15 protein-coding genes are annotated in these 13,140 nt (G+C 61.4%); 2 read left to right on the forward strand and 13 right to left on the reverse strand.

The window, feature by feature from the left end; genetic code table 11:
* Window positions 1-6: 6 nt before the first annotated feature.
* The 9 genes from yajC to HOC_RS07425 form a co-directional block, all read right to left on the reverse strand.
* Window positions 7-378: a preprotein translocase subunit YajC gene (gene yajC / locus HOC_RS07385; protein WP_035537168.1), complete on the reverse strand. Its 372-nt coding sequence runs from the start codon at window positions 376-378 to the stop codon at window positions 7-9.
* A 123-nt stretch (window positions 379-501) separates the two neighbouring features.
* A complete protein-coding gene (locus tag HOC_RS07390) occupies window positions 502-1,155 on the reverse strand; it encodes a protein-L-isoaspartate O-methyltransferase family protein (RefSeq protein WP_035537169.1) in 654 nt (217 codons plus the stop codon).
* Window positions 1,143-1,904 carry a 5'/3'-nucleotidase SurE gene (gene surE, locus HOC_RS07395; protein ID WP_035537170.1) on the reverse strand — a complete coding sequence of 254 codons (762 nt, stop codon included), beginning with the start codon at window positions 1,902-1,904 and terminating at the stop codon, window positions 1,143-1,145. The genes HOC_RS07390 and surE overlap by 13 nt, the downstream gene beginning before the upstream one ends.
* A gap of 78 nt (window positions 1,905-1,982) precedes the next feature.
* Window positions 1,983-2,348: an endonuclease domain-containing protein gene (locus tag HOC_RS07400; protein WP_035537171.1), complete on the reverse strand. Its 366-nt coding sequence runs from the start codon at window positions 2,346-2,348 to the stop codon at window positions 1,983-1,985.
* A 124-nt stretch (window positions 2,349-2,472) separates the two neighbouring features.
* Window positions 2,473-3,900, reverse strand: coding sequence for a serine--tRNA ligase (gene serS / locus HOC_RS07405; protein WP_035537173.1), 1,428 nt, complete (start codon window positions 3,898-3,900; stop codon window positions 2,473-2,475).
* Window positions 3,901-3,973: 73 nt separating this feature from the next.
* Complete coding sequence (locus HOC_RS07410; protein WP_035537174.1) at window positions 3,974-4,945, reverse strand: NYN domain-containing protein; 972 nt, start codon at window positions 4,943-4,945, stop codon at window positions 3,974-3,976.
* Window positions 4,946-5,034: 89 nt separating this feature from the next.
* Window positions 5,035-5,862, reverse strand: coding sequence for a twin-arginine translocase subunit TatC (tatC, locus tag HOC_RS07415; RefSeq protein ID WP_035537176.1), 828 nt, complete (start codon window positions 5,860-5,862; stop codon window positions 5,035-5,037).
* The gene (gene tatB, locus HOC_RS07420; RefSeq protein ID WP_051624624.1) at window positions 5,859-6,284 is read right to left on the reverse strand and encodes a Sec-independent protein translocase protein TatB; all 426 of its coding nucleotides are present in this window, start codon (window positions 6,282-6,284) and stop codon (window positions 5,859-5,861) included. Before tatB ends, tatC begins: the two co-directional genes overlap by 4 nt.
* Before the next feature lie 22 nt (window positions 6,285-6,306).
* Complete coding sequence (locus HOC_RS07425) at window positions 6,307-6,528, reverse strand: twin-arginine translocase TatA/TatE family subunit (RefSeq protein ID WP_035537177.1); 222 nt, start codon at window positions 6,526-6,528, stop codon at window positions 6,307-6,309.
* 87 nt (window positions 6,529-6,615) lie between these two features.
* Between HOC_RS07425 and xth the strand changes: the two genes are divergently transcribed.
* Window positions 6,616-7,392: an exodeoxyribonuclease III gene (gene xth / locus HOC_RS07430; protein ID WP_035537178.1), complete on the forward strand. Its 777-nt coding sequence runs from the start codon at window positions 6,616-6,618 to the stop codon at window positions 7,390-7,392.
* A 3-nt stretch (window positions 7,393-7,395) separates the two neighbouring features.
* Here the strand turns inward: xth and HOC_RS07435 are convergent, their stop codons facing one another.
* Entirely contained in the window at window positions 7,396-7,773 is a 378-nt protein-coding gene (locus HOC_RS07435) for a hypothetical protein (protein ID WP_035537179.1), read from the reverse strand.
* 231 nt (window positions 7,774-8,004) lie between these two features.
* Here HOC_RS07435 and HOC_RS07440 point away from each other — a divergent pair, with 231 nt between their 5' ends.
* Window positions 8,005-8,235, forward strand: a complete 231-nt coding sequence (locus HOC_RS07440; protein ID WP_035537180.1) for a hypothetical protein — start codon at window positions 8,005-8,007, stop codon at window positions 8,233-8,235.
* A gap of 11 nt (window positions 8,236-8,246) precedes the next feature.
* On the opposite strand, the gene HOC_RS07445 is transcribed toward HOC_RS07440, so the two are convergent.
* Genes HOC_RS07445 through HOC_RS07455 form a run of 3 tightly spaced genes read right to left on the reverse strand, consistent with a single transcriptional unit; the run spans window position 8,247 to window position 13,118 of the window.
* Entirely contained in the window at window positions 8,247-9,281 is a 1,035-nt protein-coding gene (locus HOC_RS07445; RefSeq protein WP_051624625.1) for a DUF3137 domain-containing protein, read from the reverse strand.
* A 23-nt stretch (window positions 9,282-9,304) separates the two neighbouring features.
* Window positions 9,305-10,339, reverse strand: coding sequence for an isoaspartyl peptidase/L-asparaginase family protein (locus tag HOC_RS07450; RefSeq protein ID WP_035537181.1), 1,035 nt, complete (start codon window positions 10,337-10,339; stop codon window positions 9,305-9,307).
* A gap of 40 nt (window positions 10,340-10,379) precedes the next feature.
* Window positions 10,380-13,118: a valine--tRNA ligase gene (locus HOC_RS07455; RefSeq protein ID WP_035537183.1), complete on the reverse strand. Its 2,739-nt coding sequence runs from the start codon at window positions 13,116-13,118 to the stop codon at window positions 10,380-10,382.
* Window positions 13,119-13,140: the final 22 nt, after the last annotated feature.

A 13,140-nucleotide genomic window follows, 5' to 3' on the forward strand; every position in this document is an offset into this window, starting at 1 on the left:
GGCGGCCTAGTCGTTGGCGGCAACGGGCTCGTTCTTGCCCTTCACATCGACAACCATGGCCTTTATCACGCGGACGCGGACGTTTTCGGCCAGCTCAAGCGACACTTCCGTATCGCCGACCTTGATGACCTTGCCGATCAGACCGCCCGACGTGATCACCGTGTCGCCGCGCTTCACGGCTTCAATCATCAGCTTGTGCTTCTTCGCGCGCTGTTGCTGAGGCCGGATCAGGAGGAAGTAGAAGATCAGGATCAGGGGCAGGAAGAACATGACCTGCGTCAGGACGCCTGGGCCTGCAGCGGGCGGTGCAGCCTGCGCCAAAGCCGGCAGGGACAGGCCCGCGAAAACAACGGTAGCCGCGGCGAATTTGTTCAGCATGATGGTCCAACTCCCTGTAACCCTTGTCCGCAATGGCGCCTTCAGGCGCCCGCGAAAGTCATGCCCCTATAGCTGTGGCCGCTGGGCTTGGCAAACAAGCCCTGCAGGTCGCGCGAATCTGTCCTAGAGGGCGCGGGAGGCGCCTTCCAGCAGCGGCGCGAGCGGGTGGGCGATAGCAAGGCGTTCCTGCGAGCCGTCCTTGCCCATCCGCAGCAGGACCTGACCATCGCCGGTATCCAAGGGCGCAATCAGTTCGCCGCCCTTGCCAAGCTGCTGCAACAGGACATCCGGCACCTCGGACACCGCGCCTGTCAGGAGAATCCGGTCATAGGGGCCCCGTTCCGGCCAGCCGGCGAGACCGTCGCCATGCCGCACGGCCACATTGCCAAGCCCAAGGTCCAGCATCCGTCTGCGGGCCGCATCGCAGAGGCGGCGATAACGGTCCATGGCAAACACATCCGCCCCGAGCTGGGCCGCCAGAGCCGCCGTATAGCCACTGCCCATGCCGATCAGCAGGATTCGGGCTTCCCGCATCTGGCGTATTTGCAAAGCCTGCAGCAATTGGCCGGTAACCGCCGGACGCGGAATGACCTGTCCGCAGGGAATCGGCAGGATACAGTCTTCAAACGCGAGTTTGTCGATGCCCGGCGTATCAACAAAGGCGCCTCGGTCGATCGTCTCCATCGCCTTCAGCACGCCGTCGTCGGTGATGCCCTCCTGGCGCAGGTGCAACACAAGGCGCGCGGCCCGGAAGGGATCGGCGATCAGCTCTGCCATGTCTCGCGGAGTTTCAGGAGATAGGCCTCGTGCGTGAGGTCTACGTGCAGGGGCGAAACGGAGACATAGCCGTCGTAGATGGCACGCAGGTCGGTTCCGGCGTCGGGTTTGGACAGCTTCCCCTTGTGACCGATCCAGTAATAGTCATTGCCGCGCAGGTCTTCGCGGCGGTCGGTATGGATGATGCTTTCATCCCGGAAACCCTGACGGGTGATCTGGATGCCGGCCACGTCTTCAGGCTCGCGGTCGGGGAAGTTGACGTTGATGACAACATCCTTCGGCCAGGGCCGCGCCAGAAGCGGCTTCAGCGTTTTGGCGCCCCATGCCCGCGCCGTATCCCAAGGCAGCGAGCCACGCTCACGGAAGCTCTGCGCCTGGCTGAGCGCGATGGAGGGAATCCCGAGCTGCATGCCGAACATGGCGGCGGCAATCGTGCCGGAAAAGCTCGTATCCTCGGCAATGTTCTGGCCGCGATTGACGCCGGAAAGCACTAGGTGCGGCGCATCAGGCATCAGGTCCTGCGTCGCCAGCAGCACGCAGTCGGACGGCGTGCCGACAATCGCCCACGCCTTGGCGCCAACCTTGCGCACGCGCACGGGCTGGGTCAGCGAAATGGCGCGGCCCTTGCCGGACTGTTCCTCTTCCGGCGCGGCGATCCAGATATCGTCGCTCAGCTCCTTGGCGATGTCTTCGAGCACGGCAAGGCCGGGCGCGTTAATGCCGTCATCATTTGTGAGGAGAATTCTCATAGGGCCACCTCAAAGCGCAGGCTTATCCTCACCCGCTTGCGGGGGAGGTGCCCGAAGGGCGGAGGGGGGAATGCGGACTCAGTCACCATGCACCTGTCTCAATTGATAGAGAATGCCGTCGAGGACGCCATCAAGATTGTCATAGATGTCCGTATTCCAGACGCGGTGCACACGCCACCCCTGCCCCCCGAGAAAAACCGTGCGTTTTTGGTCTCTTGTGATCTCGTCATCAGTGGAATGTGTCTCACCATCAACTTCAATTATCAGGCGCCGCTCGACGCAGGCAAAGTCAGCAATGAAGGGGCCGACAGGCACCTGCCGCCGAAACTTGAAGCCAACAAGATTCTGACGACGCAGGTTTTGCCAGAGGATGACCTCGGCGCGTGTCATCGTGCGGCGCAGCGCGCGGGCACGTTTGACGGTTTGCTTCTCGGCTTCGCGCACGTTCCCCCCTCCGCCCTACGGGCACCTCCCCCGTAAACGGGGGAGGATCGCGCCACCGCAGCACCGCCCTTATCCTCCCCCGTTTACGGGGGAGGTGGCCCCGAAGGAGTCGGAGGGGGGAACTCTATGACGCTGCGATCACCTCCAGCCCGCCCATGTAGGGCCGCAGCACGTCCGGCACCGTGATGGAGCCGTCTTCGTTCTGGTAGTTCTCGATCACGGCGACCAGCGTGCGGCCGACGGCGAGGCCGGAACCGTTGAGCGTGTGGACGAATTCAGGCTTCGCGCCGGCTTCCTTGCGGAAGCGCGCATCCATGCGGCGGGCCTGGAAGTCGCCGCAATAGGAGCACGAGCTGATCTCGCGATAGGTGTTCTGGCTGGGGATCCAGACTTCGAGGTCATAGGTCTTGCGGGCCCCTGCCCCCATGTCGCCGGTGCAGAGCAGCATGCGGCGGAACGGCAGGTTCAGGCGTTTGAGCACTTCCTCGGCACAGCCGGTCATGCGTTCCAGCTCTGCGAGGCCCGCCTCTTCATTCTCCACGATGGAAACGAGTTCGACCTTGTTGAACTGGTGCAGCCGGATCATGCCCTTCGTATCGCGCCCCGCGCTGCCCGCTTCTGAGCGGAAGCACGGCGTATGCGCGGTGAAGCGGAGCGGGAGACGGGAGGCGTCGAGGATTTGCTCGCGCACGAGGTTCGTGAGCGGCACTTCGGCGGTGGGGATGAGCCAACGGACATCACGATTGTTCAGCTGTTCGGTAATGTCGCTCAATACTTCGCTCACGCTGGCAACATCATTCAAGTTGCCGACTTTCAGCTTAATTTCTGCGCCTCTTTTCCAAGTATCAATATCCACAACGCTAGAAGCGTTGAATAAATCCTCTTTGAACTTCGGCAATTGCCCAGTTCCAAAAAGCGCCTCGTCCCGCACCAACAGTGGCGGGCTTACTTCCTCATAGCCATGCTCCTCCGTCTGCAGGTCGAGCATGAATGCGGCCAGCGCACGTTCCATGCGGGCCAGCTTGCCGCGCAACGCGACGAAGCGGGCGCCGCTCATTTTCACGGCGCTGTCGAAATCCATCTGCGAGAAGCCGAGATCGCTCTTCAGCGCCTCGCCAAGATCGGCGTGGTCTTTAGGGTTGTTGATGCGTTTCGGTTCGCCCCAGCGATGCTGTTCTTCATTGCCCTCTTCATCACTGCCGAGCGGCACCTCGGCCAGCGGCAAGTTGGGCAAGCCCATCAGCAAGTCGTCGAGCAGCGCCTTGGCGGCGGCTTCCTGTTCGCCGGCCGTTTCAATCGTGCTCTTGGCCTCCGCAACCAGTGCCATCAGGCGGGCGGCTTCGTCCTCATTCTTCTCGGCCTTGGCGCGGCCGATGAGCTTGGAATTCTCGTTGCGGACCTTCTCGGCATCCTGCTTGTCGGTCACCGCTTTGCGCAGCGCCGAGTCGTGCCGGAGGATTTCGTCGACCGAGTCGCCAAGGCCCGGCTTGCGGCGGTTCCAGGCGGCGCGGAAAGCGTCCGGATTGTCTCGGATGGCGCGGATATCGAACATGGATCAGTCCTGAGTTGGCTTTGCCACCCGCTCTAATGCGCGCGGCGCGCGGCGTCCACTGTTCGAAACGGTCTCAGGCGCGGGCTTCGGCCTGTGTCACGGCCGACTTCACCGCCTTGTCAGGCATGCGGCAGATGACCTGCGTGCCGTTACGCTTTTGCGGGCGCACCTCAATGCAGGGCTCAAGCGCGCGCAGGCGCATCATCATCACGGCGAAATTGCGCAGGCCGAACCAGGCCGGTTTGCCCTTTTGCGGCGTCGGCGTGAAATCCGGGATGGCCCCGAGGGCCTTGATGATCTTCTCGCGCGCGATGGGTTGATCGGGCGTACGTGCGCCGAGCTGCATGACGAGTTCCGCAGCGCGTGTCAGATGCGGGTGCTCGTCTTCCGGTCGGGGCTCTTCGCTGCGCGAATCCATCTCGTCACGCACGGCACTGCGCACCCTCATCATCAGGGGCGAACGTCGCTCCTGAACCAGGCGCGGTTCGGGCACTTCGGGCGGCGGACTGCGGAAGCGATACCATTTGCGCTTGGTGCGCTCATACTCACACGCGGCCTTCAGGGCCGACATATGGATCACCGCATCGGCATGCTGGCTGTAAAGCTCGTAAGTGGGGTCGGTTTCCTTGCCGCCCGCGACGACACGCAAACGGGGAGACTGGATGCGATTCACCACAGGCACGAAATCTGAGTCGGTCGTCAGGACGATGATTTCTTGAACGTTCTTAAGCCGATCGGTCATCTGGACGGCATCCATTGTCAGCACGATATCGGCCGAACTCTTGCCGGAACTGATCTTGTTCTTCGCAAAGGCACGGCAGTTGAAAGCCTCAAAGCCCGCGGCCTCGAATGTCTGCCTGTGCACATCGTGCTGCAGGTTCCAATAGACGCGTTTGCTCAGGAACTTGCGGCGTTTCTGGCGGTGCGACAGCGCGCCATCCTCCAGCCAGAGAACCCAGTTAGCGACTTTTTCAGTGAAGGCCTCGCCCGTCGCAGCGTGGATATTGTCGAAGTCGACAAGCAGGACGCTGTTAACGCGTGACAAAAGGGTTTCTCCCTGATTCGCGGACTGAGCGAGTGACAGATGTTCTACATCCGACGCCGGAAAGCAACCGTGCACCGCACCAAAATTAACTATTCAGCGGGTGAGTCGGCGTCCAGTTCAGCCTGCTTCTTCTCGATCAGTTTCACGCAGAAAATCGAGATCTCATACAGGAGATAGACAGGTCCCGTTAGCAGGAGCTGGGAAATGATATCCGGCGGCGTGAACACGGCCGAGAAGAGGAGAATGATCACGATGGCATACTTGCGGCCACTGATCAGCGTCTGCGCCGTGATGATGCCGATCTTGGCCAGCAGCGTGAGGATCACCGGCAGCTGGAACGAGATGCCGAAGGCCAACATCAGCGCCATCACCAGCGACAGGTATTCCGAAACTTTGGGCAGCAGCTTGATCGTCGCCACGCCGCTATTGATCTGCTCCTGCGAGATTGAGAAGCGCGCCAGCATGGGCAGCATCAGCACGTAGACGAAGGCCGCACCGGCAGTGAACAGCAGCGGCGCAAAGACGAGGAAGGGCCAGAAGGCCCCGCGCTCGTTCTTGTAGAGGCCAGGCGCGACGAAGGCGTATATCTGCCAGGCGATAACCGGGAAGGACAGGAAGATGCCTGCAAACAGAGCGAGCTTCACCTTGGCGAAGAAAAATTCCATCGGCGCCGTGAAGATCAGCTCCAGCGGTGCGCCGCGCAGCGCTTCGGCCTTGGCGGCGAAGGGCGCGAGCAGGAAGTCATAGATTGGCTGGGCGACGAAGAAACAGCCGAGCGAGGCAATACCAAGCACGCTCAGCGAGATGATCAGGCGTGTGCGCAGCTCGGTCAGGTGTTCGAGCAGCGGGGCGCGGCTCGCCTCAACTTCATCATCCAGGATTTCAGGCTGTTCGTCCTTGGGCGGGGTGGTGTTCACGCAGCATCGTCCTTGGACTTGGGCGCAGGCGCTTCAGGCGATGCGGTGTCTGCCGTGGCCTCGGCCGTTTCGGGGGCGGGTGCAGCAGGCTTTGCGGCTGCCTCAGCGGCAGCCTTTTCCTCGGCCATGGTCTTCTTCATAACGGCGGAATTGATCTCGCCTTCCATATTGGCGAGGTCGGCCTGCGCTTCGGTCATCATGTTGGTGCGCTTGAGGTCTTCGATTTCCTTGCGCAGCTCTTCCAGCTCGCTCTGGCGGGCAATGTCTTCAAAGGCGGCCTGGAATTCACGTGCCATGGCGCGGCCCTTGCCGACCATCTGGCCGACCTTGCGCATCATCAAAGGCAAATCCTTCGGGCCCACGATAATGAGCGCCGCAAGGGCCAGGACAAGGAGTTCGGAAAATCCGACGCCGGGCAGCATTATGCGCCCTCCACCAGGAACACTATGACGAGACTTTCGACTCGTCTTTCTTCTTCGGGGTCACATCAACAAGGTCGTCCTTGTCGACAGCCTTGGGCTCATCATCATCCGAAAGACCCTTGCGGAAAGATTTCACACCCTTGGCCATATCGCCCATGATGGAAGAAATCCGCCCACGGCCGCCGAACAGCAGCAATGCCACCACGATGACGAGAACGATCTGGAGAGGTCCGACTGAGCCCATTGGGGCCTCCTGATTAGGTGTTTCGCATTGCAGCATAGCGCTCCGTTCCTGCTGGAACAATGGGGCGAAGCTGTTAAAGGAAGTGGCATGCGTATCGCGACCTGGAATGTCAACTCGATCAAGGCCCGCCTTTCCACTGTTCTGGAAGTGCTGGGCGCAATCGAATGTGACGTCGTCTGCCTTCAGGAACTCAAGTGTGAGACTGACGGCTTTCCCTATATGGAGCTTGAGGAACTGGGCTGGACCTGCGCCGTTCACGGGCAGAAATCCTACAATGGCGTTGCTATCCTCTCGAAATACCCGCTGGATGATGTCCAGAAGGGCCTTTCGACCCTTGAGGACGACCAGTCGCGCTATATCGAGGCGCTGGTCATGGCGGAGACGCCAATCCGCGTCGGCGCGATCTACCTGCCCAATGGCAACCCTGCGCCCGGCGTGAAATATGACTATAAACTTGAATGGATGGAGGCGCTTGAGGGCCATGCGCGTCAGCTGCTGAAGCAGGAAGAGGCCTTTGTCCTCTGCGGCGACTACAACGTCATCCCGGGCATTGATGACAGCTGGGACGAGACGGTCTGGGCGGATGATGCCCTTGCCCTGCCTGAAACGAGGCAAGCCTTCCGGCGCCTGCGCAATCTCGGCCTGACTGATGTGTTCGACATGTGCGACGGCCGCGCGCACCAGTACACGTTCTGGGACTATCAGGGCGGCGCCTTCCCCAAGGATCACGGCATCCGCATTGACCATCTTCTCTGCTCGCCACAGGCGGCAGACAGGCTCAGCGGCGTCGAGATTTACAGCAAGGCGCGCGAGCTGGAAAAACCTTCAGACCATGTGCCCGTGATCGGCACTTTTCAGGACTGATGCCTATTTTTTAGGCGTGCAAGACTGGTTGTAGTCAGCCACGTCCTGATTGTACTGCCGCGCATTGGCCTGCAAAGCGAACTCCGCCTGCGCGAAAGCCCGCTTGGCAGCATCGAATTCGGCCTTGGCGGAATCGGCGGCCTTGGCGTTGAACGCCGAAGCCAGGCGCACGATTTGTGCATCCTCATAGCTGTCGCCAAGCGCCTCAGCCTTGGCCGCCAGCGCGTCCCGGTTGGCCGTCGCGGCTTCCAGCTCAGCCTTCTTCGGTGCCAACGTCACCTGCATGGCCTTGCAGCGCTCAACCTGTTTCGGCGAGAGCGTATCTGCAGCCGCCGGCATTGCGACGGCCACAGCGAGCGAGGCAAGGAGCAAACGGATCATGGCGGGGCCCTTCTTCAATATCCTGCCTAATGCCCGATAGCGGCTGAAGCAAACCTGAATAAAGCCGTCACACACTGGCCTCAATTGGGGCAACGTTCGCCCCATTCCAAAGCCCGCCGAACGCCCAAAGATTAAAAATGATCAATCGCTCACTTGGCCACACTTTTGCCGTATTCAGAGGCGATTTTGTGATTGTTCGCTCACATAGCGAGCTATTCAGGAGACAGACCAATGACCGCCTTGAACCCACAAACCACCACACAACGCCCCGCACTGGACGTTGCCGTTACGCTTGATCAACTGGTCGCCCCGCTCGAAATACCGGCTGATCTCAGCCGCGCTCGCTGGGCACCGAAATGGACATTGATCCTGCCCATTGCGATGCTGGCAGCCTTCACTGTCCCTGCCCTGCCTATGGACTCCGATGGCGTGGCGAACACGGCTGCAACTCATCTGGCCTGATCGGTCCACCGTCAGCCGCCCGCGCGCGGATCCTGGGCGCGGCGGTTGGCCACGACCGAGTCGATAATGTTGAACACGGCCGCGAAGTCGCTGAGCAGCTCGCACACCCGGTCCGGGTCATCCAGCCGCTTGAACATGGTGCCAGGTTCGAACAGGTTGCCGCCCTGCAGCGTGATGAACATGTCGCCGCCATCGAAGCAGCATTTCAGCTTGCCGCCATGGAACGCCTCTTCCATGTCGACCAGCTTTTGCATCAGGTCCGGCGTCAGCAGGTAGCGGCTCTCGACCTGATCGGTCGTATAGACTTCGAAGATCTTCTCGAAGACAGGATCCTCAAGGCTAGCCCGCTGCATGCCCTTGCCGCCACCGAATCGGTTGAAGAAACCGGCATCGCGCGTCACCAGCGTGCGACCGTAGAAAACCTTGTCGAATTCAAAGCGCAGGCACTGGCCCTTGAAGACGGTGACCCAGCGCGTCTGCGAACGTCCCTTGGAATCGGTTGTCTGGCGGCGTTCTTCCAGGTGCGCCTCGAACAGTTCGAACTCCACGCCCTTGCGCGCGCCGGTGACGAGATCCTCATAGCTGGCCCTGTCCCAGCTCGGCACGAGCCCGATTTCCCGGTGCTTGTGGATCGCGTCCACCTGCCCCGGATCGGCATTGAAGCTGAGCTCGAACTGACGCGCGACCGGCGTGACCAGCAGCGTCTTGGCCTCCTTGGCAAGCTTTGTGATGTCCCGCGAGCCCCACCAGACATAGCCGAAGCCGACAATGGCCGCGATAAAAGCAACGAAGGGCATCTTCGCCACGAAGAGCCCAACCAGAACGCCGATTACCCCGATCGCCCCGCCAACGTAACGCGCCTGTCGCGCCTTGCCGACGGCCGCCAATCTATCGCCTTCACGCGCCTGCAATGCAGGGCGAATCTCATCCTGAAAGACCTGTCCGAAGTGCTGAAAGCCAGCTGGCAGGTCGGCAAGGGCCACCGTGATCTCGGGGTCCACCCGGGGCGGCTCGCCGTCGGGAAGGTCAGGTGTCTGGTCCGTCATAGGTCGTCGTTTCGCGTCTGCATCTATTGTTCCACCTCAACCGGCGCACGGAATATGGCTGTCGATGATCCCGATGGACTGATCTCGCCGCGATACATGCCGGCCGAGTTGAAAACGAAATCCACATTCCCGGCGCCGTCGATGACGATCACGCCGCCGTCGCCGCCTAGCGCTGCGACTTCGCCAAGCGCCACACCCGCAGCCGTGCCGACACTTTCATCCCCTAATTTCACCCGGTCGCAGATCGTCTTGGCGACGCCGACGCGGATGAAATACTCGCCATGCCCTGTGGCTGACACGGCGCAGACGCCGTTCTCGGCATAGGTCGCCGCACCGATCAGCGGCGCATCGCCCACCCGGCCCGGCGCTTTGGCCGTCATGCCGCCAGTCGTGGTCGCCGCCGCCAGATTGCCTGCGCTATCCATGGCGACTGCGCCAACAGTCCCGAAGCGCTCTTCATCCGTGCGCAGTGCGGCGAGCGGTTTGCCCTCACGCGCCTCAAGCAGTCGGTCCAGCGCTTCACGCCTGCGGTCTGTGTCGAAATACGAGTTCAGGACCATTTCCAGCCCCTGCACATCCGCAAACTGGTCCGCCGCCGGCCCGGCGAACATGACATGCTCGGACTCGTCCATCACGGCGCGCGCCGCAAGGATCGGGTTCTTCACGCGCATGACGCCCGCAACGGCGCCCGCGTCACGGTCTCGCCCGTCCATGATAGAGGCGTCCAGCTCATGCGTGCCATTGGCCGCAAACACAGCGCCATAACCCGCATTGAACAGCGGATTGTCTTCCATCGGAATGACAGCGGCCTGCACCGCGTCCACCGCGCTACCGCCCTCGCGCAGCACGGCTGCCCCGGCTTCGAGGGCCGCGTTGAGACCCGCAGTATAGGCAGCTTCTTCTTCAGCCATCATGTTCTCGCGCAAGATCACGCCTGCGCCGCCATGGATCGCGAGATGCCATTCAGGGACAGCAACAGGCTCAGGTTCAACCGGAGTTGCACACGCTGCCAGGAACAGGCCAGCGCCCGCCAGGATCGTCAGGGATTTCAGTGTCATCGCCGCCTCCAGTTTTCTGAAGGCAGGATGGACTGATTACCTACAGGTCTTCAAGGCTTTTACGGGCGGCCTTGAGCTTTTCGCGGCGGCCCGTCCAGTCGACGATACGCTCGCGGTTCTCTTCCACGATCTCGGGCGGCGCCTTCGAAACGAAGGCCTCGTTGCCGAGCTTCTTCTCGGTCGACATGATGTCCTTGTCGAGCTGGCCGATCTCCTTGTCGAGCCGCTTGCGCGCCTCAGCCACGTCGATCTGATCGGCAATACCGAGCGCCACAACCGTTTCGCCCACAACCGTCGACACGGCGCCATCCGGAACCGACTCACTGACAACAATGTCTTCAAGGCGCGCGATGCGTTTGAGGATATCTTCGTGACGGTAAGCGCGATCCTCAATGACCGGGCCAGCATTGACCAGCGACAGCGGAATCTTCGAGCCAGCCGGCACGCCGAGATCATTGCGCAGCGAGCGCACTTCCGTGATCAGGTCGATCACCCACTGGATCTCGTCGTCGGCTTCGGCATCGCGCGCGATGTCATATTCCGGCCAGGACTGGAGCATGAGGAAACCCTGTTCGTCCACGCGGCCCGCGGCGCGGCGCTCCCACAATTCTTCCGTCACGAACGGCATGAACGGGTGCAGCAGCTTCAGCGTCTCGTCGAGCACATAGCCGCACACGTCGCGCGTCTCCTGCTTGGCCGTGTCGTCCATGCCCATCAGCAGCGGCTTGATGAGTTCGAGATACCAGTCGCAGAGCACGTTCCAGATGAACTTGTAGAGCGCGCCAGCCGCATCATTGAAGCGGTATTCTTCAATAGCTTTCGTGGCCTCGGCCTCGCACGCGGCAAGCTCGCCCAGAACCCAGCGGTTCACGGGGCTCGTCACCTTGGCAAAGTCGATCTCGCCCGGTGCGCCGCATTCGTTCATCTCGGCAAAGCGCGCCGCGTTCCAAAGCTTGGTCGCGAAATTGCGGTTGCTTTCGACGGCCTGTTTCGAGAGGCGAATGTTGCGCCCCTGACCGGCCATGCGGCCCATGGTGAAGCGCAGCGCATCGGCGCCGTATTCGTTCACCAGTTCCAGCGGGTCCATGACGTTGCCCTTGGACTTGGACATCTTCTGGCCCTTCTCGTCGAGGACGAGGGCGTGGATATAGACATCCTTGAACGGAACTTCGCCCATGAACTCGATGCCCATCATCATCATCCGGGCAACCCAGAAGAAGATGATGTCAAAGGCGGTGACGAGCGTGGCGGTGGGATAAAATGCGTCCAGCTCAGGCGTCTTGTCCGGCCAACCCATGGTCGAGAACGGCCAGAGTGCGGACGAGAACCATGTGTCGAGGACGTCTTCGTCCTGTTTCAGCTTCACACCTTTACCGGCCTGTTGCTGAGCTTCTTCTTCCGAATAAGCGACGTAGATTTTGCTGTCGTCACCAAACCAGGCCGGAATCCGATGTCCCCACCAGAGCTGTCGGCTGACACACCAGGGCTGGATGTTGTCCATCCAGTTGTAATAGGTCTTTTCCCAGTTCTCGGGCACGAAGCGGGTCTTGCCCTCTTTCACGGCCGCGATGGCGGGCTGGGCCATGGTCTTGGCGTCGACATACCACTGGTCGGTCATCCACGGCTCGATCACCACGTTGGACCGGTCGCCGAAGGGCTGTTCGATCTTGAGGTTCTCGATTTCCTGCAGCAGTTCCAGCGCCTCGAACGCCTCGACCACTTTCTTGCGCGCATCAAAGCGATCAAGGCCGCGATAGTCCGCCGGAATGCCGGCTGCGTCCCCCTCAGCGCCATCAACGATGTGCGCCGTGGCGTTCAGGATGTTCAGCGGCGTATGCCCCGCGCGCTTCCCGACTTCAAAGTCGTTGAAATCATGCGCCGGCGTGATCTTCACCGCGCCGGAGCCTTTTTCAGGGTTCGCATAGTCGTCCGCGATGATCGGCACGCGGCGGCCGACAATCGGCAGCTCCACGTACTTGCCCACAAGGCCCGCATAGCGCGCGTCTTCCGGGTGAACGGCCACGCCCGTATCGCCGAGCATGGTTTCAGGGCGCGAGGTGGCGACCACGATATAGTCACGCATCTCAGATCCGGTGACGTTGCCGTCTTCGTCCTTGACCGGGTGCAGGTAGGTCACGCCGTCCGCCAGTGGATAGCGCAGGTGCCAGTAATGGCCGTTGACTTCGCGCTGGTCGACTTCGAGGTCCGAGATCGCGGTCTGGAAATGCGGGTCCCAGTTCACGAGGCGCTTGTCGCGATAGATCAGGCCCTTCTTGTAAAGCTCGACGAACACTTTGGTGACGGCGCGCATCATGTTGTTGTCGGGCTCGGCCCGGTCACCCATCGTGAAGGCGAGGCGAGACCAGTCGCACGAGGCGCCAAGGCGCTTCAGCTGGCCAACAATGGCGCCGCCGGATTCCTCTTTCCACGCCCAGACGCGGTCCACGAAGGCATCACGCCCCATCTCGCGGCGGCTTTCATTGCCAGCTTCGGCCAGCTGGCGCTCGACAACCATCTGCGTGGCAATGCCCGCATGGTCGGTGCCTGCCTGCCAGAGCACGTTCTTGCCACGCATCCGCTCGAAGCGGACCAGCACGTCCTGCAGCGTATTGTTCAGCGCATGGCCCATGTGCAGCACGCCGGTAACGTTCGGTGGCGGGATGACGATGGAATAGGCTTGCGCACTTGTATCGCCCGAAGGCTTGAAGCATCCGCGTGCCTCCCAGGCCTTGTAGAGGCGTGTTTCGGCTTCGGCGGGGTCAAATCGTTGGTCGAGCATGGGTCAGGCGTATTCCAGGACA

Source organism: Hyphomonas oceanitis SCH89 (genome assembly GCF_000685295.1).
GTDB lineage: Bacteria > Pseudomonadota > Alphaproteobacteria > Caulobacterales > Hyphomonadaceae > Hyphomonas > Hyphomonas oceanitis.

Excerpts from the sequence above, each read along its gene's own strand:
- HOC_RS07450 (WP_035537181.1), bottom strand. The coding sequence starts at position 10,339 with ATGACACTGAAATCCCTGACGATCCTGGCGGGCGCTGGCCTGTTCCTG.
- surE (WP_035537170.1), bottom strand. The coding sequence starts at position 1,904 with ATGAGAATTCTCCTCACAAATGATGACGGCATTAACGCGCCCGGCCTT.
- HOC_RS07445 (WP_051624625.1), bottom strand. The coding sequence starts at position 9,281 with ATGACGGACCAGACACCTGACCTTCCCGACGGCGAGCCGCCCCGGGTG.
- HOC_RS07455 (WP_035537183.1), bottom strand. The coding sequence starts at position 13,118 with ATGCTCGACCAACGATTTGACCCCGCCGAAGCCGAAACACGCCTCTAC.
- HOC_RS07440 (WP_035537180.1), top strand. The coding sequence starts at position 8,005 with ATGACCGCCTTGAACCCACAAACCACCACACAACGCCCCGCACTGGAC.
- tatB (WP_051624624.1), bottom strand. The coding sequence starts at position 6,284 with ATGCTGCCCGGCGTCGGATTTTCCGAACTCCTTGTCCTGGCCCTTGCG.
- HOC_RS07425 (WP_035537177.1), bottom strand. The coding sequence starts at position 6,528 with ATGGGCTCAGTCGGACCTCTCCAGATCGTTCTCGTCATCGTGGTGGCA.
- xth (WP_035537178.1), top strand. The coding sequence starts at position 6,616 with ATGCGTATCGCGACCTGGAATGTCAACTCGATCAAGGCCCGCCTTTCC.
- HOC_RS07390 (WP_035537169.1), bottom strand. The coding sequence starts at position 1,155 with ATGGCAGAGCTGATCGCCGATCCCTTCCGGGCCGCGCGCCTTGTGTTG.
- HOC_RS07435 (WP_035537179.1), bottom strand. The coding sequence starts at position 7,773 with ATGATCCGTTTGCTCCTTGCCTCGCTCGCTGTGGCCGTCGCAATGCCG.
- serS (WP_035537173.1), bottom strand. The coding sequence starts at position 3,900 with ATGTTCGATATCCGCGCCATCCGAGACAATCCGGACGCTTTCCGCGCC.
- yajC (WP_035537168.1), bottom strand. The coding sequence starts at position 378 with ATGCTGAACAAATTCGCCGCGGCTACCGTTGTTTTCGCGGGCCTGTCC.